This window comes from Allobosea sp. AAP35, from assembly GCF_001295925.1.
In the GTDB taxonomy this organism is placed as follows: Bacteria; Pseudomonadota; Alphaproteobacteria; order Rhizobiales; family Beijerinckiaceae; genus Allobosea.
In genome coordinates, this window is record NZ_LJHQ01000019.1 from 1 (window position 1) to 18,837 (window position 18,837).

At 66.6% G+C, this 18,837-nt stretch carries 19 protein-coding genes; 16 read left to right on the top strand and 3 right to left on the bottom strand.

The window, feature by feature from the left end; all coding sequences use genetic code 11:
• The first annotated feature begins 122 nt into the window (after positions 1-122).
• A complete protein-coding gene (gene hpxZ, locus IP69_RS07990) occupies positions 123-503 on the top strand; it encodes an oxalurate catabolism protein HpxZ (RefSeq protein WP_054142295.1) in 381 nt (126 codons plus the stop codon).
• Positions 504-596: 93 nt separating this feature from the next.
• Positions 597-1,283, top strand: coding sequence for a GntR family transcriptional regulator (locus tag IP69_RS07995; RefSeq protein WP_054142325.1), 687 nt, complete (start codon positions 597-599; stop codon positions 1,281-1,283).
• 176 nt (positions 1,284-1,459) lie between these two features.
• On the opposite strand, the gene atzF is transcribed toward IP69_RS07995, so the two are convergent.
• Positions 1,460-3,253, bottom strand: coding sequence for an allophanate hydrolase (gene atzF / locus IP69_RS08000; protein WP_054142326.1), 1,794 nt, complete (start codon positions 3,251-3,253; stop codon positions 1,460-1,462).
• Positions 3,254-3,525: 272 nt separating this feature from the next.
• Here atzF and IP69_RS08005 point away from each other — a divergent pair, with 272 nt between their 5' ends.
• From IP69_RS08005 to IP69_RS08015, 3 genes are read left to right on the top strand one after another with little or no spacing between them, the layout of a single operon-like run.
• Entirely contained in the window at positions 3,526-4,254 is a 729-nt protein-coding gene (locus IP69_RS08005) for an isochorismatase family cysteine hydrolase (protein WP_082359137.1), read from the top strand.
• Positions 4,251-4,475 (top strand): DUF4089 domain-containing protein, encoded by a 225-nt coding sequence (locus IP69_RS08010; protein ID WP_054142296.1) that lies wholly within the window; start codon positions 4,251-4,253, stop codon positions 4,473-4,475. Before IP69_RS08005 ends, IP69_RS08010 begins: the two co-directional genes overlap by 4 nt.
• On the top strand, positions 4,472-5,863 hold the full coding sequence (locus tag IP69_RS08015) for an AtzE family amidohydrolase (protein ID WP_054142297.1): 1,392 nt from the start codon (positions 4,472-4,474) through the stop codon (positions 5,861-5,863). Before IP69_RS08010 ends, IP69_RS08015 begins: the two co-directional genes overlap by 4 nt.
• 123 nt (positions 5,864-5,986) lie before the next feature.
• Here IP69_RS08015 and mbfA read toward each other — a convergent pair whose 3' ends face one another.
• Together mbfA and IP69_RS08025 are read right to left on the bottom strand one after the other, a co-directional pair.
• Positions 5,987-6,979 (bottom strand): iron exporter MbfA, encoded by a 993-nt coding sequence (gene mbfA, locus IP69_RS08020; protein WP_054142298.1) that lies wholly within the window; start codon positions 6,977-6,979, stop codon positions 5,987-5,989.
• Between the two features lie 163 nt (positions 6,980-7,142).
• A complete protein-coding gene (locus tag IP69_RS08025; protein WP_054142299.1) occupies positions 7,143-7,889 on the bottom strand; it encodes a superoxide dismutase in 747 nt (248 codons plus the stop codon).
• A gap of 275 nt (positions 7,890-8,164) precedes the next feature.
• On the opposite strand from IP69_RS08025, the gene IP69_RS08030 reads away from it, so the two are divergent.
• The 11 genes from IP69_RS08030 to IP69_RS08080 all read left to right on the top strand — a co-directional run bounded on the left by IP69_RS08030 (position 8,165) and on the right by IP69_RS08080 (position 18,816).
• Entirely contained in the window at positions 8,165-9,619 is a 1,455-nt protein-coding gene (locus IP69_RS08030) for a methyl-accepting chemotaxis protein (RefSeq protein ID WP_197279746.1), read from the top strand.
• Positions 9,620-9,682: 63 nt separating this feature from the next.
• Complete coding sequence (locus IP69_RS08035) at positions 9,683-10,150, top strand: response regulator (protein ID WP_082359138.1); 468 nt, start codon at positions 9,683-9,685, stop codon at positions 10,148-10,150.
• 213 nt (positions 10,151-10,363) lie between these two features.
• Positions 10,364-10,645: an STAS domain-containing protein gene (locus IP69_RS08040; protein WP_054142302.1), complete on the top strand. Its 282-nt coding sequence runs from the start codon at positions 10,364-10,366 to the stop codon at positions 10,643-10,645.
• A gap of 5 nt (positions 10,646-10,650) precedes the next feature.
• Positions 10,651-11,010 (top strand): response regulator, encoded by a 360-nt coding sequence (locus IP69_RS08045; protein WP_054142303.1) that lies wholly within the window; start codon positions 10,651-10,653, stop codon positions 11,008-11,010.
• A 12-nt stretch (positions 11,011-11,022) separates the two neighbouring features.
• Positions 11,023-13,344, top strand: a complete 2,322-nt coding sequence (locus IP69_RS08050) for a chemotaxis protein CheA (RefSeq protein ID WP_082359140.1) — start codon at positions 11,023-11,025, stop codon at positions 13,342-13,344.
• Positions 13,345-13,346: 2 nt separating this feature from the next.
• The gene (locus IP69_RS08055; protein WP_054142305.1) at positions 13,347-13,856 is read left to right on the top strand and encodes a chemotaxis protein CheW; all 510 of its coding nucleotides are present in this window, start codon (positions 13,347-13,349) and stop codon (positions 13,854-13,856) included.
• A 72-nt stretch (positions 13,857-13,928) separates the two neighbouring features.
• Positions 13,929-15,863, top strand: coding sequence for a methyl-accepting chemotaxis protein (locus IP69_RS08060; RefSeq protein ID WP_054142306.1), 1,935 nt, complete (start codon positions 13,929-13,931; stop codon positions 15,861-15,863).
• Between the two features lie 5 nt (positions 15,864-15,868).
• Entirely contained in the window at positions 15,869-16,735 is an 867-nt protein-coding gene (locus IP69_RS08065; protein ID WP_082359142.1) for a protein-glutamate O-methyltransferase, read from the top strand.
• A complete protein-coding gene (locus IP69_RS08070) occupies positions 16,732-17,325 on the top strand; it encodes a hypothetical protein (RefSeq protein WP_054142308.1) in 594 nt (197 codons plus the stop codon). Before IP69_RS08065 ends, IP69_RS08070 begins: the two co-directional genes overlap by 4 nt.
• A gap of 8 nt (positions 17,326-17,333) precedes the next feature.
• Complete coding sequence (gene cheB / locus IP69_RS08075; protein ID WP_282568232.1) at positions 17,334-18,416, top strand: chemotaxis-specific protein-glutamate methyltransferase CheB; 1,083 nt, start codon at positions 17,334-17,336, stop codon at positions 18,414-18,416.
• A 10-nt stretch (positions 18,417-18,426) separates the two neighbouring features.
• Entirely contained in the window at positions 18,427-18,816 is a 390-nt protein-coding gene (locus IP69_RS08080) for a response regulator (RefSeq protein WP_082359143.1), read from the top strand.
• Positions 18,817-18,837: the final 21 nt, after the last annotated feature.

Consider the following 18,837-nt stretch of genomic DNA (forward strand, 5'->3'; position numbering starts at 1 on the left):
CGCGAAGCGGCGTCTCGAAGGATGCTCCAGCGGTCGCTTTCTGGAGCATCCTTCGAGACGCGCCTGCGGCGCTCCTCAGGATGAGGCTGAGGAAGACGACGCGACAAAGACTGGAGAACCTCATGACCATCAACGACCCCGCCATCGTCGCCGAAGTCGAGGCGGCCTTCATGGTCTATGAGAAGGCCCTGAACGAGAACGACGTCGCGGTGCTGGACGCCTGTTTCAAGGATGCGCCCGAAACGATCCGCTACGGGATCGGCGAGAACCTCTACGGCTTCAGCGAGATCGCGGCGTTCCGGGCGGCGCGGCCCTCGGTCGGGCTGACGCGAACGATCGAGCGCACTGTCATCACCACCTATGGCGATGCTTTCGCCACGGCCAACACTTTGTTCCGGCGCGAGAGCATGGCCGGCAAGATTGGCCGCCAGAGCCAGACATGGGTCAAGTTTCCGGAGGGTTGGCGGGTGGTGGCCGCTCATGTCAGCGCGATCGCCGAATGAGCCTTTGCCGAACCACCGGGGTTAGGTGTTCCTGACGCTTCAGCCTGCTAAACCTCGAAGGCGGGATGTCTCCGCCGGGTGATTCTGACGCTCATGCCGCGCCAAGCTGCCACCACCCCAAAGCCGAGGCCCGCCACCGCGCCTTTGACGCGCAGCGAGAGCCTGCGCCTGCAGATCGCCGACGAGATCGTCTCGGGCGCGCTCGAGCCGGGCACGCCGCTCGACGAGCAGGAACTGGCCGCCCGCTTCGGCGTGTCGCGGACGCCGGTGCGCGAGGCGATCCGCCAGCTCTCGGCCTCTGGGCTGGTCAGCGTGCGGCCGCATCGCGGGGCGGTGGTCGCGCTGCCAACGCCCTCGCAGCTCAACAACATGTTCGAGGCGATGGGCGAGCTGGAAGGGCTTTGTGCCGGGCTCGCCGCGCGCAACATGACGGTGCCCGAGCGTCGTGGACTCGAGGCCCTGCATGAGGATCTCCGGTTGCTGGTGCATCAGGGCGATCCGACCAGCTATCACGAGAAAAACGAGGCCTTCCACGCCGCGATCTATGCCGGTTCGCATAATGGCTATCTAGCCGAATTGACCCTGATGACGCGCGCTCGCGTCGCGCCCTTCCGCCGGGCCCAGTTCCGCGCCACGGGCCGTCTCGGTGGCTCCTATCAGGAGCATGACCTGATCGTCCAGGCGATCCTGCGCGGCGACCAGACCGGGGCCGTCGAGGCGATGCGCGCCCATATCGGCATCGTGCGCGACGCCTTCAGGAGTTATGCTGGAGTGCGGTGAGTTAACCCCCTCAACAGTAAAGCGCGTCGTCATCCCGGGCGAAGCGAAGCGGAGACCCGGGATCCATTCCGGAACCTTTGCCGGATGCGTTCCGGCATGGATCCCGGATCAGCGCGGCTTTCGCCGCTTGTCCGGGATGACGTCGACGGTCGTGGAATCGGTACTGCCTCAAGCCCTCACGCCTTCGCCTGAGCCGCCACAAAGGCCCGCCATCCGCCGAACTCCGTCACGTCACGGGCGCCTTGCGTCGCGATGGTCTCGCAGAGGAAGCCCTTGGTCTTCGTGCCGTCGGCCAGCGAGAGCGTGCCGATGCCCAGCGGGGAGGGGATGCCTGAGATGAAGCGGCCGAAACCGTCGGGCGGCAGCGACCAGACTTCGAGCGCGATCGCAGCCCCGCCATCCCCCACGCGGATCAGCCCCGGGCGTGCCGGCGGGCCGCCGGGCAGGGCGAAGAGGCGGTAATCCGCGGTGGTCGTGGTGGCGCGCAGGAAGCTGCCGCCCCGGTCCGTCAATTCGCGGTTCAGCGGCATGCCGGACAGATGGGCGCCGACGACGGCGATCTCGACGGTGTCAGGTGCAGCCCGAACCGGCGTGGCGGGGGGCGCGGGGTAGGGCAGGCCGGTCGCGCCCAGCGGCAGGCCGGCGGCCGCATGCAGTGCGCTACCGAGGCCGGCGAGCACCGCATCGTGGCCCGATGGCGCGATCAGCGTCACGCCTGCGGCCGTGCCATCGGCTGCGAGGCTGACCGGAATGGCGAGCGCGCAGAGATCGAGCAGGTTGACGAAATTGGTGTAACGGCCAAGCAGCGAGTTGGCCCCGATCGGATCGGCCGCCATCTCGGCCAGCGTCACCGGGCGCGGCGCGGTCGGGACCATGAGCGCGTCGATGCCCTTCAGCGCGGCTCGGGCTGCAAGTGCGAGTTCGGCGACGCGGTAGCGAGCGGCGAAGGTCTCTGCCGCATCGGGCAGCGGCTTGCCGGCGATGACCTGGCGGATCACCGGCAGGATCGCGTCAGGGTCTGTCGCCAGTAGATCGCTGATCGCCAGGAAGCGTTCGGCCACCCAGGGGCCGTCATAGAGCAGCCGCGCCGTCTCATAGAACGGCGCCATGTCGAGCGGCACGATCTCGGCACCGAGCGCCCGGGCGCGATCGACGGCGAGCGCGAAACTCGCCGCCGCCCCAGCATCGCCATCGACGTCGAGGTCTTCCGGCCGGGGCACCGCGACCCGAAGCTTCGGCGGCACCGCACCCGGCCGGCCCAGTACAACCGGACGCGAAAACGGGTCGGTGGCATCGGGGCCGGCGATCACGTCCAGCACCGTCGAGGCATCCGCGACCGTCAGCGCGAAGACCGAGACGCAGTCCAGCGTACGGCAGGCCGGCACCACGCCGGCAGTCGGCACCAGGCCAAGGCTGGGCTTGAGGCCGACGAGGTTCTGCAGGCCTGCCGGGACGCGACCGGAACCCGCCGTGTCCGTGCCGAGCGCCACGGGCACGATGCCGGCGGCCACCGCGCTGGCCGAGCCGGAACTCGATCCACCGGGGACGAGATCGGCGCGCAGCGCGTTGCGCGGCACGCCATAGGGCGAGCGCGTGCCGTTCAGACCGGTGGCGAACTGGTCGAGATTGGTCTTGCCGATGATGATCGCGCCGGCCGCCCGCAGCCGTGCCACGACGCTGGCGTCCTGTGCGGGCTCGTAGGCGAAGGCCGGGCAGGCGGCCGTGGTGGGCAATCCGGCGACGTCGATATTGTCCTTCACCGCGACGGGAATGCCCCAAAGCGGACGGCCCTGCGGGCCTTCCTGCTGCAGGGCTTCAGCCTCCGCCAGCACCTGCGCTTCTGGTCGGAGCGCGATGAAGATTGCTGCGTCACCATGGGCGCGGTGGCGGGCATAAGCCGCCGCGATCGTCTGAGGGATGGTGGAGGTGCCGTCCAGGTGGTCGGCAACGAGGCTGGTCAAGGTTGGCACGGTTGCTCTCTCATTCAGCGAGACCAAGAATTAGGCATATTTCTTCAACATGCATGCAAAGATTATGCAATGGACATGGTCGTCGCGATTTTGGTCGGCGCGTCGGGCGTGGGCACCCGACGCTCAGATTTCGGTTCTCCCGGATTCCATTGCGATCTCAATCGCCTCGCGGCTGTCCCTGAGAGGCCGATTCCGCGACGGCCGCGTGACTCGGTCTCAGGCACAGCCCTTGCAAAGCCTGTTCCGTTCGACCGCGAACGGGGGCGCAAGCCGTGAGCCGCTTCGAGATTCCAGCAAAACCCGCTCCGCTCAGCGTCGATTTCGCGCGTACGGCGCTCGTCATCATCGACATGCAGCGCGACTTCCTCGAGCCCGGCGGTTTCGGCGCGGCGCTCGGCAACGATGTCTCGCGGCTGGTTGCTGCGGTCGAGCCCTGCCGGGCGATGCTGGCGGGGGCGCGCGCGGCGGGGATACTGGTGATCCATACCCGCGAGGGGCACCGCCCCGATCTCTCGGACGCGCCGCCGGCCAAGGTCGAGCGCGGGCCGGTCGACAAGCGCATCGGCGCTTGCGGGCCGATGGGGCGCATCCTGATCCGGGGCGAAGCGGGGCACGAGATCATTCCCGCGCTCGCGCCGCTACCCGACGAGCCGGTGATCGATAAGCCCGGGAAAGGCGCCTTCTACCAGACCGATCTCGACCTGATGCTGCGCAATCGCGGCATCGAGACGTTGCTGGTGGCCGGCGTCACCACAGAGGTTTGCGTCCACACCACCGTGCGCGAGGCCAACGACCGGGGCTATCGCTGCCTCGTTCTGGGCGATGCCTGCGCCTCCTATTTCGCGGAGTTCCACGAGGTCGGCCTGCGGATGATTGCGGCGCAGGGCGGCATCTTCGGCTGGGTTTCGACGACGGGGGATGTGCTGGCGGCGCTCGCCTGCCCGACAAGCGAACCGCCGACGCCGGGCATCGCCGAGCAAGAGAGGGTGCTGATTGCATGAGCCAGACCGATCCTGCCGCGGGCTTCGATCCCGCCCGCCATCTCGACGCGATCGCCCCGGCGCTGGGTTTGACGATCACCGACCAGCAGCGGCCCGGCGTGCTGCAGTTCCTGGCGATTGCGCAAGGCATGGCGGCAATCGTCGGGGCCGCGCCGCTCGACCAGGATTCGCTCGAACTCGCCGGCGTCTTCCGGCCCGGGGTTGTGGAGCGAGCCCGGTGAGCATCGACGTCTTCACGCCCGCGCATCGCATCGCGGCGCAGGTCAGGGAGGGCGCCGTCTCGGCCGAGTCGGTCGCCGAAACGTTCCTGGCGCGGATCGACCGCGTCAACCCGCTCGTCAACGCCTTCACCGACGTCACGGCGCAGCGCGCGCTGGAGCAGGCTCGGGGCATCGACAAGGCCCGCGCCGCAGGACAGGCGCTCGGCCCTTTGGCGGGTGTCCCCTTCGCGGCCAAGAACCTGTTCGACATCGCGGGCCTGCCGACGCGGGCTGGATCGAAGATCAATCGTGAGCGGGCGCCGGCCGCGCGGGACGCGGTGCTGGTCGAGCGGCTGTCGGCGGCCGGCGCGGTGCTGCTCGGCGGGCTCAACATGGGCGAATATGCCTATGACTTCACCGGCGAGAACGCCCATGACGGCCCCTGCCGCAATCCCCATGATCTCGCGCGCATGGCGGGCGGTTCCTCCTCCGGATCAGGCGCGGCGACCGCGGCGGGGCTCGCGCCGATCTCGCTTGGATCCGACACCAATGGCTCGATCCGGGTGCCGAGTTCGCTGTGCGGCGTCTTCGGGCTGAAGCCGACCTATGGACGGCTGGCCCGCACGCGCAGCTTTCCCTTTTGCGATTCGCTCGACCATCTGGGCCCGTTCGCCCGCGATGTGGCCGATCTGGCGATAGCCTACGACCTGATGCAGGGGGGCGACCCCGGCGACCCCGCCTGCGCGCAGCGGCCAGTCGAGCCCGTCATGCCGAAGCTCGAACAGGTCATCGATGACCTGCGCATCGGGATCGCCGGCGGGTATTTTTCACCGGAGGGCATGCCGGAGGCCGCGCACGCGGTGGCTGCCGTGGCGCTCGGGCTCGGTGCGACCCGACGAGTCGATCTGGCGGGGGCCGAGATCGCGCGTGCGGCCGCCTTCCTGGTCACGAATGTCGAAAGCGCGACCTTCCATCTCGACCGGCTGCGCGAACGGGCCGATGATTTTGATCCCGAGACGCGCGACCGCTTCCTCGCCGGCGCGATGCTGCCGGCGGCCTGGTATGTCCAGGCGCAGCGGGCGCGGCGCTGGTTCCATGACGCGATGATGCGCGTGTTCGACGAGGTCGATCTGATTATCGCCCCGGCGACGCCCTGCCCGGCGCCGCTCGTCGGCCAGAAGACGCTGGAGCTGCGCGGCGAGACCGTGCCGCTGCGGCCCAATCTCGGGCTGTTCACCCAGCCGATCTCCTGCATCGGCCTGCCGGTGGCGGCGGTGCCGGTGTTCGGGGCGGGGCTACCGATCGGCGTGCAGATCATCGCCCCCCCTTGGCGCGAGGATTGGTGTCTGCGGGCTGCCTTTGCGCTGCAGCAGGCGGGGGTATGCGAGGCGCGGGCGCCGGCCTCGTAGCACTCTCCGGCCTCATCCTGACGAGCGCCCGCAGGGCGCGTCTCGAAGGATGGTCCAGCGCGCTCTGGAGCATCCTTCGAGACGCCGCTTCGCGGCTCCTCAGGATGAGGGCTGAGGACGTGGTTACGCTCCGCCGATGAGGATGCCCGCCGCCAGCACGAGCCCGCCGCCGAGCACGATCTGGAAAGCGGCACGCAGGAAGGGCGTCTCCATATAGCGGTTCTGGATCCAGACGATGGCCCAGAGTTCGACGAAGACGACGATGAGCGCGACCGTGGTGGCGGTCCAGAAATGGGGGATCAGATAGGGCAGGGCATGGCCGAGCCCGCCCAGGGTCGTCATCACGCCCGAGGCCAGCCCGCGCTTCCAGGGGGCGCCGCGACCCGAGAGCTTGCCGTCGTCATGGGCGGCCTCGGTGAAGCCCATCGAGATGCCCGCACCGATCGAAGCGGACAGGCCGATCAGGAAGGTGGTGCGCGGGTCCTGCGTGGCGAAGGCGGTGGCGAAGATCGGCGCAAGCGTCGAGACCGAGCCGTCCATCAGCCCGGCGAGTCCAGGCTGGACCCAGGTCAGGACGAACTGGCGCTTGGCGGCGAGATCCTCATCGGAGCGCGACGCGTCGTCGAGATGTTCTGTCGTGAGGCCTTGCGCCTTGGCCTCATGCGCGGCTTCGGCGGCGGCGAGCGCGCCCAAAAGCTTGCGCGTCTCGACATCGGTCGAGCGGCCGGCGGCGGCCACGTAGAAGTCGCGCGCCCGGCGCTCCATGTCTTCGGCCTCGGCCCGGATCTGATCGAGGCCGAGGTTCTCGATCAGCCAGACCGGCTTTCGGGTGTAGAAATCGGCGACATGCTCGCGGCGGATCGGCAGGACGACGTCGCCGAAGCGCTGCTGATAGAGCGCAAGCAGCCGTTCGCGGTGGCCGTTCTCCTCGCTCGCCATACCGTCGAAAATCGCCGCGGAGGCCGCAAAGTCAGTCCGCAATTTCTGGGCATAGATCGCATAGATGCGCCCGTCTTCCTCCTCGGACGAGATCGCCAGCGCCAGGATTTCCTTCTCGCTGAGATCGTCGAAGCGGCGCTTGCCGCTGAGGGCGGACAGAGAGAAACGTTTCAGCATGGCGGCCTCTATAATAGAACAATTCTAAACTAGGTCGCGCCGCGGGCGTAAGCAAGTGCGACAGCGGTGCAGGGCTGCCCGCGTCGACGCTGAAACGACACTACCCGGCCTTGCGACCGGGTAGCGTGCGATGGATCAAGCGCAGTGGTCGCTTGCGCCGGGATCAGACGGTCAGCTTGCCGGCCTTGGCAGCGGCGAAACGCTCGTTGATTTTCGCCCAGTTGACGACGTTCCACCAGCTCTTGAGATATTCGGCGCGGCGGTTCTGGTACTTCAGATAATAGGCGTGCTCCCAGACGTCGTTGCCGAGCAGGACTATCTGCTTGTCCATCAGCGGGCTGTCCTGGTTGGGCTTGCTCACAAGGGCGAGCTTGCCGGACCTGTCGACGGTCACGAAAACCCAGCCAGAACCAAAGACGCGCAGGCCGGCAGCCTCGAAATCGGCCTTGAACTTGTCGAAGCCGCCGAGATCCTTGGTGATCGCGGCTGCGACGTCGCCGGTCGGCGCGCCACCGGCGCCCGCCCCCATGATCTCCCAGAACATGCTGTGGTTGGCGTGGCCGCCGCCGGCATTGCGCACGGCAACGCGCACCGCCTCGGGCAGGGCGCCAATGTCGCCAAGCAGTTCATGGATCGGCTTGGAGGCGAGGACGCCATGGTCCTTGGCCGCATTGTTCAAGCCGGTGATAAAGGCGGCGTGGTGCCGGGTGTAGTGGATGTCCATGGTCGTGGCGTCGATATGCGGCTCGAGCGCGGCGGCCTCATAGGCGCGCTTGGGCAGCGAGAACGGGCCCGTCGCCGCAGCAGGCGCCGTTGCCTGCGCCCACACCCTGGGGGCGGCTGACAAGGCGAGGGCGGCGGCGCCGAAGCCGAGCAGAGAGCGGCGGGAGAACGCGTTGGTGGTGATCATGGGTTGAGTCTCCAATGGCGATGTCGGTTCTGCCTTGCCGCAGGGTTATGCGAGAGCGACGTCTGCAGATGCAATCCATATAAGGTTTCCCGCGCCAGACAGTTCCCGATCGGACGGGTTTCGCGACCTTGTGAGGATCATGCGCGCATCTCGACAGGTGGCTGAACGCACAGGCCGCGGGACAAACTACGCCTGAAAGTTGCATTAACGGTCGATTTACCGCGTTTCGCTAGTGTCGGATGGGATTGCTGAGGCCCGCGAAGGACCCGCCGACGATGCATGCGCTCGCGCTGAAAGCCCTTGAGCCGGCCAATGAAGACAGGACGCCTGAGTCTGCCGCCGCGCGTGCGGTTCGCGACATCGCGGAGCGCTTCGGCAAGCTCGGGGTCGAGATCACCGATATCTCCGGCCGAATTGGCGATGTGACGCGCCAGCTCGAGGGGCAGACGGACGGTCTGCACCGCGTCGTCACCGCCGTCGACCAGGTCTCCCGTGCCAACCGCGCCATCCAGCAGGCGGCCGAAGGGGCGCAGACCACGGCCTCCGTCGTCCGCAATGGCCTCGAACGCGTCACGGGGTCGGTCAAGCTCGGGCTCAACGCGGCCCAGTCGGACATCGAGGCGCTGTCGCAGGGCGCCAAGGCGATCTCCGAGGCTTTGTCGCAGGCGGTCGCCGACGCGCACAAGGTCAGGGCCTCAAGCGATGCCGTGCAGTCGATCACGCGCGAAATCCAGTTGCTATCGGTCAATGCCGGGGTCGAGGCGGCACGCAGCGGGACGGCCGGGCGCGGCTTCGCCGTGATCGCCGCCGCGGTGAAGCATCTCGCCGAGCAGACACGCGAAGCAACAGCGCTCAGCGCCAGGCAACTCGATGCGCTGGTCAAGTCGGTCGATCTGCTGGCGGCCAAGAGCGACGAGAATGCCTCGACCGCGCGCCGTGCCAGCGAGGAAAGCCAGTCGATCTCCCAGCAGCTTGGCGAACTGGACAGTTTCAGCCGCTCGGTCGTGGGGCTCATCGGCGATATCGATGCGATCTCGAACCCGACGCGGGAGAATGCGGTCGCTTTTGCCAAGGTCGGCGAGGATTTGCGGGCGCTCGTCAATGGCGTCGATCATTCGAGCGAAAACCTCGACAAGGCCTCGCAGCGCGCCGATGCGCTGGTGTCGATCAGTGAGAGCATCCTTGGGGTCATCGCGGCTTCGGGGGTCCGCACGGCGCAGTCGGAGCTGATCGCCACCGCGATGGAGACGGCCGCCCGGATCGGCAGCCTGTTTGAGGAGGCGGTCGATCGGGGCGAGTTGACGATGGCCGATCTGTTCGACGAGGCCTACCAGCCGATCGCGGGCAGCGATCCGGTGCAGCACATGACGCGCTTCGTGGCGTTGTGCGACAGGGTGCTGCCGCCGATCCAGGAGCCACTGCTGACGTCCAACCGTCGCATCGTGTTCTGCGCGGCGGTCGATCGCAACGGCTTCCTGCCGACGCATAACCGGAAATATGCGCAGCCCCAGGGCGCCGATCCGGTCTGGAACAACGCCAATTGCCGCAACCGGCGGATTTTCGCCGATCGCACGGGGCTGGCGACCGCCCGCAACCGCAAACCTTTCCTGCTCCAGACTTATCGCCGCGACATGGGCGGCGGCCAGTTCCTCGTCATGGAGGATCTGTCGGCGCCGATCATGGTCAAGGGCCGGCATTGGGGCGGGTTTCGCTTCGGCCTGAACGTCTAGCCGGCAGTGGTCTCAAGTCGTGTGTCGCGTGTTTTCGTTGAGTGAGTTGTCGGGCCCAGCATCATGCATATAGCCCCGTCATTTCCCAATCTGTCGGTGCTGCTGATCGATGCGAGCCCGCATTATCGCCGCATCGTCAGGACGATGCTCTATCAGGCGCAACTGCACCGCATCTTCGAGGCCTCCGACCTCTCCTCGGCCGCGACGATGTTCATTCAGAAGCAGCCCAATATCGTGATGCTGGACTGGGACCTTCCCGACAATGGCAGCACGAAATGCCTGGCGGCGATCCGCTCCTTCAAGACCTCGCCCTTCGCCAAGGCGCCGGTGCTGGTGATGATGGAGCGACCCGACAAGCGTTCGGTCGTGCAGGCGGCCAAGCTCGGCGCCCATGAAATCATCACAAAGCCGATCTCGCCCAACAATCTTTGGCTGCATCTGTCGGGAATCATCAACATCCCGCGAAAATATCGTGAAGCCAACGGCGCGATCTCGCTCGTGCCCCGCGCGATCAGCAACAGCATTTTCTGAACGTCTTTCGCAGCAGGCCGAGGGGAGGGTGCTTTGCCATCTCGCCTCTGCATGTTCTGCGCGGACTCGCTGGTCCCAGGGACGGACCCCCGTAGGACCCCGGCGACACTTATCTGCCACCGTCCGGTCAGAAACGTTGACGTAACGTCGGGCAGTTAGGGAAATTTTTACCAGTCGGCGCCGATGGTGAGTTGCGCAATCTTGGGTCTCAATATGGTCATCACCGTCTCGCTCCCCGCATTTTTAGGCCGCTCCGAAGCGGCCGCCTTCCGCAACCAGCTGCTGGTCGCAATGGAGCAGAAGGAAAGCGTTGCCGTGGAATGTGCCAACGCAGGCCCACTGCCCAGTCTCTGGATCCAGCTGCTGCATTCTGCCGCGACCAGTGCCAAGGCACATGGTCTGTCGGTTTCGCTCAAGGCGGCTTCGGCGGAATGTCGCGAATCCCTGCAGGCGATCGGGTTCGATCCCGCTCACAGCGCTCTCGTTTTGGAGTGATATGAATGCGCATTCTGGCCATCGACGATACAAAGACACTGCTCAGTCTGCTGAGCCTGACCTTACGCAATGCCGGCCATGAAGTGGCGGAGGCGGAGAACGGCGAAGCTGGGCTGGTCAAGTTCGACGAATTCAAGCCCGATCTCGTGATCACCGACCTCAACATGCCGTTGATGGATGGGATCGAATTCACCCGGGCGTGCCGGGCGCGACCCGCGGGGCAGAACACGCCCATCATCGTGCTGACCACCGAGAACGGCGCCGAAATCAAGGCCGAGGGCCGACGCGCGGGCGCCAGTGCCTGGATGGTCAAGCCCTTCGAGCCTACGACGTTGCTGGGCCTCGTCGCCCGCTACAAGAACTGAGGCTCAGCGTCCATGGATCCGTTGGCGGAACTCAAGCAGACCTTTTTCCAGGAGTGTGAAGAGCTACTGGGTGCACTCGAACTGCGCCTGCAGGCGCTGGACGAAGGCTCGACCGATTCCGAGGACGTCAACGCCGCCTTCCGGGCGATCCATTCCATCAAGGGTGGCGCCGGTGCCTTTGGCTGCACGGATCTGGTCGCCTTCGCGCATGTCTTCGAAGCCTCGCTCGACCATCTTCGCTCGGGCCGCGTCGCACTTGAAGACGCGCCCTTCGCGTTGTTTCTGCGCTGCTCGGACGCGGTTGCCGACCTTGTCTCCGCCGCCCGCAACGATGAGCCCGCCCGGCCCCGGCCCGATCTGCTGGAAGCGCTCGAACAGGTCGGCAAGGCGCCCGGCGCCGCTGCGGCTCCGGTCGCGCCGGTCGCGGCGCCTCCTCCTGTCGTCGCCCCCGCCGCTCCCGCCAATGACGCGCCGCTGGGTGTCGCCGCGCTCGGCAACCTGCTGGCAATGGTCGAAGCCAAGACCGGCCCGGCTCCTGCGGTCGCCACCGGCTGGGACGACGAGCCGGTGGTCACGCCTGCCGCCAAGAAACCCGGCCGCGATGTGATCTTGCGGATATCGCCCGAAAGCGATCTTTTTCGCCGCGTGATCGAGCCACGGGTGGTTTTCGCCTCGCTGCCGGCCGAAGATATCGTCTCGATCGTCTGCGATCTCAGCCATGTGCCGACGCTCGAGACAATCGACGTTTCCGACTGCTTCATGCGCTTCATCGTCACGCTGCGCACGAATCTGTCGGTCGAGGACATCTGCAGCCGGTTCGACTTCACCCTCGCGACCGAGGAGTTCGAGATCGAGGTCCTGGCCGACGCGCCGGCCAATGACGATCGGCCGGCGGTCGAAGCTCCCGCTGCCGCGTCGGCAGCCCCGGCTTCGGAGGTTTCGGGCTCGGTTGCCGCCGATCTGTCGGCGATCCTGGCCAAGCTCGGCCCGGCAAACGCCGCGATGGCGACGCCGGACCTTCAGCCGGCTGCCCCCGCGATGCCCGCCCCGGTCGCGGCCGTTATCGAGGCGCCTGCTGCCGCAAAGGCTGCCGCTCGCGCACCGGCCAATGATGCGGCCGCGGGGCGCCAGCGCCAGGCCGTCAGCGTGCGTGTCGATCTCGACCGCATCGACAAGCTGATGAATCTCGTCGGCGAGATCGTCATCACCCAGTCGATGCTGGTCGAATGCGTTCGATCGCTGCCCTACGACGTTTATGCCAAGACCGCCGAAGGTATCCTGACCCTGTCGCGCCAGACGCGCGAGCTGCAGGACCATGTCATGGCAGTGCGGGCCCAGCCGGTGAAGGCGGTGTTCCAGCGCATGCCGCGCTTGGTCCGCGAACTCGCCCAGACGCTCGGCAAGGAAGTCCGCCTCGTGCTGGAGGGCGAAAACACCGAGGTCGACAAGACGATCATCGAGGAACTCGCCGATCCGCTGACCCACATGATCCGCAACTCGATGGATCATGGTGTCGAGACACCCGACGAGCGCATCGCCGCCGGCAAAAGCCCGGAAGGTACGATCAAGCTCATCGCCGAACATCGCGCCGGCCGCATCGTGATCTCGGTCACCGATGATGGTCGTGGCATTGGCCGAGAGAGACTGCTCGCCAAGGCGAGGTCGCGCGGTCTCGTGGGGGCCGACGAAAAGCTCGCGCCCGAGGAGATCGACCAGCTGATCTTCGCCGCCGGCCTGTCCACGGCCGAGGTGATCAGCGACGTGTCGGGCCGCGGCGTCGGCATGGACGTGGTGCGCCGCAACGTCGAATCGCTTGGCGGTCGCATCTCGGTCGATTCCGAACCGGGCCGAGGCTGCAAGTTCACGCTGGCCCTGCCGCTGACACTGGCGGTTCTCGAGGGCATGGTGATCCGCTGCGGCGACGACCGTTACGTCATCCCGATCGCGAGCGTGATCGAGACGCAGCATCTCGCCTCGACGCCGATCGAACATCTGACATTCGGGCAGGAAGTCCTGCGCTGGCGCGGCGAGATCACGCCGCTGCACCGGCTCGGCGCGGTGATGGGGTCGTCGGGTTCGCCCAACGAAAACATCATCATTATCGCCGAGACCGAACGCGGCGATAATGTCGGCATCGCTGTCGACGAGATCGTCGGCCAGCAGCAGGTCGTAGTGAAGAGCCTCGAAGGCAATTACGGCACTGTCCACGGCGCGTCTGCCGCCACCATTCTGGGCGACGGCCTCGTCGCGCTGATCCTCGACGTCGACTCGATGCTGCGCCTTGCCGCGACCGGCGAGCGCCCCCCCGCAACCGAACTTAAACTGGCTGGATGACCATGACCCTGCAACTCGGCGAAAAGCACTTCTCGTCGGCGCAGCCGGAATCGGCTGCGCGGCGGATCGTTACCTTCAAGGTGGGCGACCGGACCTTCGGCATCGATGTCGGCATGGTCCGCGAGATCAAGGGCTGGCAGGCGACGACGCCGCTGCCGCATGCGGCACCCCATGTTCGCGGCGTGCTCAACCTGCGCGGCGTCATCCTGGCGGTCTACGATCTGCGCACCTCGATCGGGCTCGGCACCACCGACGCGACTGCGACCCATGTCATCGTCGTCGTCGATATCGAAGACAAGGTCGCCGGCCTGCTGGTCGATTCCGTCTCCGACATCGTGGATGTGCCGGTCAGCGCGGTTCGTCCTGCACCTGACCTGGAGCGCGACGAACACGGGCTGATCGAGGGCCTCGTGCTGCTCGACACCGACATCGTCGCCCTGCTCGATCTCGCGGCCGTCATTCGCGACGGCGGTGTCGAAGCCCCGGTAGCGAAGCTGGCACGCGCGAGCTGAGCTTTCGACCTTTGACGGGCCCGAGGAGTGGCGTTGCATCAAGCGCGGGCCGAACAAGAAACGACAGACGTCATGGGCAACGCCCTCGGTCACACTCCGCGAATCGGTTTTGAACTCCCGCTGATGCTCGCCACGACCGCGATGGTCGCGGCCGGATCAGCGGCAACCCTGGCATACCAAGCCGCCAGGGGGCTCGACGCCACATCCCTGATCGGTCTCTCTGCCGCTGGCCTGGCCGTTGTGGGCATCTCCGTCTGGGCCACCGGCCGGAGGATCCAGCGCCCGATCCGCGTCATGCGTGATGCGCTCGGCCGCCTGGCGACCGGTGACGATACGCCTGTTCCCGGCCTCGACCGGACCGATGCTATCGGCGATCTGGCGCGGGCGCTGACGAGCATGCATGCGTCCGGCCTGGAAGCGGCCCGCATCCGTGCTGCCCTCGACGGCTGCCGCACCAATGTCATGGTTTGCGATACCGAAGGCCGCGTCGTTTATGTCAACGGCTCGCTGCTGCGGTTTTTCGGCGAGGCGCAGGAGGATTTCCGCGCCGCCTTCCCGGGCTGCTCGGCCAAGGACATGCTCGGCCGCGTGATGGAGAGCATTCAGGGCCAAACCGGACTCAAGCCCGGCCCGCAGCCGGCGATCCGCTTCAATCTCGGCCGGCGCACGGTTTCGCTCTCGCTCTCGCCGGTGATGCATGGTGATGGCCGCAGGCTGGGCACGGCTGTCGAATGGCTCGAAATGACCGACGAACTGGCTGCTGCCGCGGAGGTCGCCGACATGGTCGCCGCCGCCGTCGAGGGCGATTTTTCGCGCCGCGTGCCGGTGGCAGGCAAGCCCGAGGCCCTTCAGCGCATCGCCGAGGGCATGAATGCGATCAATGCGCTGGTCGAGAACGCGGTCGGCGAGTTTTCGACGGTGGTCGGCGGGCTGGCCGAAGGCGATCTGACGCGGCGCATGAACGGCAGCTATCGCGGCCGGCTTGCGGAACTGCAGTCCAGCCTGAACGTGGCGTTGGCGCATCTCGGCGAGACCGTCGCGACGATCCAGGGCACTGCCGGCCATGTCGCGCGAGCGGCTGGCGAGATCGATGCCGGTGCGGGCGACCTTGCCAACCGGACGGAGCAGACGGCGGCCAATCTCGAGGAGACCGCAGCCACGACCGAACAGCTCGCGGCCTCGGTCAAGCAGAGCGCCGGTCGCTCGCGCCAGGCGACGGAACTGGCCAACGAGGCGATGGGCGTCGCTCAGGACGGCAAGGACGTCGTCGCCCAAGCCGTCAGCGCCATCGAGCGCATCGAGACATCGTCGGTGCGGATCTCGGAAATCGTCTCCGTGATCGACGACATCGCCTTCCAGACCAATCTTCTGGCGCTGAATGCGGCCGTCGAGGCGGCGCGAGCCGGCGATGCCGGCCGGGGCTTCGCGGTCGTCGCCTCGGAGGTGCGCGCGCTGGCGCAGCGCTCCAGCCAGGCCGCCAAGGACATCAAGGGCCTGATCGTCAGTTCCAACGAACAGGTGGGAGAGGGCGTGCGTTTCGTGCGCTCGACGGGCGATGCGCTGGAGCGGATCGTCGAGGCCGCCGGCAAGGTTTCGACGACGGTGGTCGAAATCTCGCGGGCCGCGGCCGAGCAGGCACATGGCATCGATGAGATGAGCCGGGCAGTCGCGCATATGGACGAAACGACACAGCAGAATTCGGCTCTGGCCGAGCAGAGCGCGACGTCGGCGACCGAATTGATGACCGAGATCGAGGCGCTGCGGCGGCTGGTATCGTTCTTCCGGACGGAGGGCTCTCTTAACGCCGCCTCCCATCACTCAGTCACGTCTGCACCACGCAGCCCTGCCGAACCGGCCCGCACGCTGCGGCATGCCGCCACCACGCCGGCCCGCCCGGCAGCCAAGACCAACGAGACGCGCCGGCCCGAATCGGCGGCAAAAATCCGGCTGGAGCCGCGTCGGCGTGTTGCCGGCGGCGGGCGTGCCGATGAGTGGGCGGAGTTCTAGCGGCAATGTCGAGATCCAGTGCGGCCCTATCCCAAGGCTCTCTCGCCGACGTCACACTGACGCGCGACGACATGGGCTTCATTTCCAAGCTGGTCTACGAACAGGCCGGCATCGTGATCCGCGAGCACAAGGAAGCGATGACGCGTGGGCGGCTGGCCCGTCGCGTCAAGGCGCTCGGCCTGAATTCCGTCTCCGAATATTGCGCCTTCCTCAAGACGCCGCAGGCCGCAGACGAGATCCCCGAGCTGATCAACGCGGTCACGACGAACCACACCTCGTTCTTCCGCGAGCGTCACCATTTCGACCATCTGCGCAAGGACGTGCTGCCGCGGCTGGTTCAGGAGCGGAGCGGGCGACGCGGCCGCATCCGGATCTGGTGTTCGGCGGCGTCCTCGGGTGAGGAGCCCTACAGCATCGCGGCCGTGTCGCGCGACGTGCTCGGCTCGCGCAGCGACATCGACTTCAAGATCCTGGCGACCGATATCGACACCGACATTCTGATGAAGGCGGAGGCCGCGCTGTATCCTGCGGACCAGTTCGAGAGGCTGCCCTCGGACGTCAAGCCGCTGCTCAAGGTAGAGGCGCATGCGGGGCGCGGCGAGGCGCGCATCACCGAGGATCTGCGCCGCATGATCGCGTTCAAGCGGCTGAACCTGATCGAGAAATGGCCGATGAGCGGCCCGTTCGACGTGATCTTCTGCCGCAACGTCTTCATCTATTTCGACACGCAGACCAAGGCCTCCATTCTCGATCGGTTCGTCACGATGCTCGTTCCGGGTGGGTTTCTTTACCTCGGCCATTCGGAATCGCTGCCACAGCCTCACCCTCAGCTGCGCCTGATCGGCCGCACGATCTATGAGAGACTGCCATGAGCGTCGCGCGTTCCTCCCGCCGTTATTTCGACCCGCGTTTCGAGGCGACGATCATCACCGTCGCCCCAGGCGAGCATGAGATCACCGCCGCCAAGGACGAGATCGTCGCCACGGTGCTGGGCTCCTGCATCTCGGTGTGCATGCGAGACCCGCAGGCCGGCGTCGGCGGCCTGAATCACTTCCTCCTGCCGAAGAACAACGGCAGCAACGATGCCAGCGCCGGCGAGCGTTATGGCGATACGGCGATGGAAGTGCTGATCAACGGGCTCTTGAAGCGCGGCGCGCGGCGCGGCAATCTCGAGGCCAAGGTATTCGGCGGGGCGCGGGTCCTGTCGGGCGCGACCATGCTGGCGATCGGGGACGGCAACATCGCCTTCGTGACCGAGTTTCTCGATCGCGAGGGCATCCGGACTGTCTCCAAGGATGTCGGAGGGACGCGCTCGCGGCGGATCCACTATCAGCCGTCGACCGGCCGGGCCTGGGTGCAGCATGTCCAGTCGAGCCAGAAGAGCACCGAACACGAGCAGGAAGTCGCCTATCTCAACCGCCTCAAGACGCAGCCCGTAGCCGGTGAAGTGGAGGTCTGGTGATGTCGATGATGCCCCCCTCGGCGGCCAACCCGGTCAAGGTCCTCGTCGTCGACGATTCCGTGCTGATGCAGAAGTTGATGACGCAGATCATCGACGGCGCCCCCGGCTTCAAGGTGATCGGCGTCGCCGGCAGCGCCGAAGAGGGCTGGGACGCGATCCAGGACCTGCGGCCCGATGTGGTGACGCTCGATCTGGAACTGCCCGGCCGTCATGGGCTGAAGCTCCTGGCGCGCGTCCTCAAACAGGATCCGCTCCCCGTACTGATCGTTTCCGCGTTTGGCGGGCCGGGTGCGGACAACACCATCCAGGCGCTCGAGCTCGGCGCGATCGATTTCATCGAGAAGCCTGACGGCACGACGAATACGCTCGAAGGGTTCATGAAGCATCTGGTGGGTGCGCTGCAGCGCGCGTCCGCCAGCCGCCGGATGTTTGCCTCCCGGCGCGAAACCGCACCCGTCCGGGCGGCGATGCCGCGCGAGGCGGCGCGGACCGGCGGCAAGGCTTCCTTCATCGCCATCGGCGCCTCGACCGGCGGCGTTCCGGCCGTGCAGGTGGTGATGCGCGATCTTGCTCATCTGCGCCTGCCGATCGCCGTGGTGCAGCACATGCCGCCCGGCTACACCGCCAAGTTCGCGGCACGGCTGGCAACCGCCACCGGTCTCGACGTGCGCGAGGCCAGCGATGGCGACAAGCTGAAGCCCGGCATGGCGGTGGTCGCGCCTGGCGGGCCGCGCCATCTGGAGATCGAGGAGCGCCGGGGCGAGTTCGTCTGCATGCTGCGGGAGGGCCCGCTTGTCAGCGGGCATTCGCCGTCGGTCGACGTGATGTTCCAGTCGGTCGCGCGCAGCATCGGCACGCAGGCGGTGGGCATTTTGCTCACCGGCATGGGCCGGGATGGCGCTGAGGGTTTGTTAGCCATGCGCAAATCCGGCGCCGAGACGTTAATCCAAAGTGGCGAAACCTGTGTGGTAAACGGTATGCCGAAAGCGGCATTCGAGATTGGTGCCACGGAACGGGTTGTCGCGCTTGATCAGATTGGCGCTGCCGTGAGCAATCTGCTCGGCGAGCGACCCCATCTGCGCACCGCGTGAGGAGAACGATATGAAAGCGCGAAGCGAGTACAGGATCCTCGTGGTCGACGACCAGAAGAGCATGCGCGGACTCGCGACATATTTTCTGAAGCAGATCGAGTTCCAGGACATCGACGAGGCGGAAAACGCCCGCGAAGCTCTGATGAAGATGCAGACCAAGCGCTATGATCTGCTGCTGCTCGACTGGAACATGGACGGCATGAGCGGCATCGACCTGCTGCGCGCCATCCGTTCAGTGCCGGAACTGAACCAGATCAAGATCATCATGGCGACCTCCGAACGGTCGGTCGACAAGATGGACGAGGCAACCTCGAACGGGGCGGACCACTATGTGGTGAAGCCCTATGAGCTGCGCGATCTCGAAGTCCGGGTGAAGAAGGTTCTGGCGCTGAGCAACTGAGCGCAGGCAGCCTGCGCCGCT

Bases quoted from the DNA above. Each gene is read 5' to 3' on its own strand.
- hpxZ (WP_054142295.1), top strand. From the start codon at position 123: ATGACCATCAACGACCCCGCCATCGTCGCCGAAGTCGAGGCGGCCTTC.
- IP69_RS07995 (WP_054142325.1), top strand. From the start codon at position 597: ATGCCGCGCCAAGCTGCCACCACCCCAAAGCCGAGGCCCGCCACCGCG.
- IP69_RS08010 (WP_054142296.1), top strand. From the start codon at position 4,251: ATGAGCCAGACCGATCCTGCCGCGGGCTTCGATCCCGCCCGCCATCTC.
- mbfA (WP_054142298.1), bottom strand. From the start codon at position 6,979: ATGCTGAAACGTTTCTCTCTGTCCGCCCTCAGCGGCAAGCGCCGCTTC.
- IP69_RS08025 (WP_054142299.1), bottom strand. From the start codon at position 7,889: ATGATCACCACCAACGCGTTCTCCCGCCGCTCTCTGCTCGGCTTCGGC.
- IP69_RS08030 (WP_197279746.1), top strand. From the start codon at position 8,165: ATGCATGCGCTCGCGCTGAAAGCCCTTGAGCCGGCCAATGAAGACAGG.
- IP69_RS08035 (WP_082359138.1), top strand. From the start codon at position 9,683: ATGCATATAGCCCCGTCATTTCCCAATCTGTCGGTGCTGCTGATCGAT.
- IP69_RS08040 (WP_054142302.1), top strand. From the start codon at position 10,364: ATGGTCATCACCGTCTCGCTCCCCGCATTTTTAGGCCGCTCCGAAGCG.
- IP69_RS08045 (WP_054142303.1), top strand. From the start codon at position 10,651: ATGCGCATTCTGGCCATCGACGATACAAAGACACTGCTCAGTCTGCTG.
- IP69_RS08050 (WP_082359140.1), top strand. From the start codon at position 11,023: ATGGATCCGTTGGCGGAACTCAAGCAGACCTTTTTCCAGGAGTGTGAA.
- IP69_RS08055 (WP_054142305.1), top strand. From the start codon at position 13,347: ATGACCCTGCAACTCGGCGAAAAGCACTTCTCGTCGGCGCAGCCGGAA.
- IP69_RS08060 (WP_054142306.1), top strand. From the start codon at position 13,929: ATGGGCAACGCCCTCGGTCACACTCCGCGAATCGGTTTTGAACTCCCG.
- IP69_RS08065 (WP_082359142.1), top strand. From the start codon at position 15,869: ATGTCGAGATCCAGTGCGGCCCTATCCCAAGGCTCTCTCGCCGACGTC.
- IP69_RS08070 (WP_054142308.1), top strand. From the start codon at position 16,732: ATGAGCGTCGCGCGTTCCTCCCGCCGTTATTTCGACCCGCGTTTCGAG.
- cheB (WP_282568232.1), top strand. From the start codon at position 17,334: ATGCCCCCCTCGGCGGCCAACCCGGTCAAGGTCCTCGTCGTCGACGAT.
- IP69_RS08080 (WP_082359143.1), top strand. From the start codon at position 18,427: ATGAAAGCGCGAAGCGAGTACAGGATCCTCGTGGTCGACGACCAGAAG.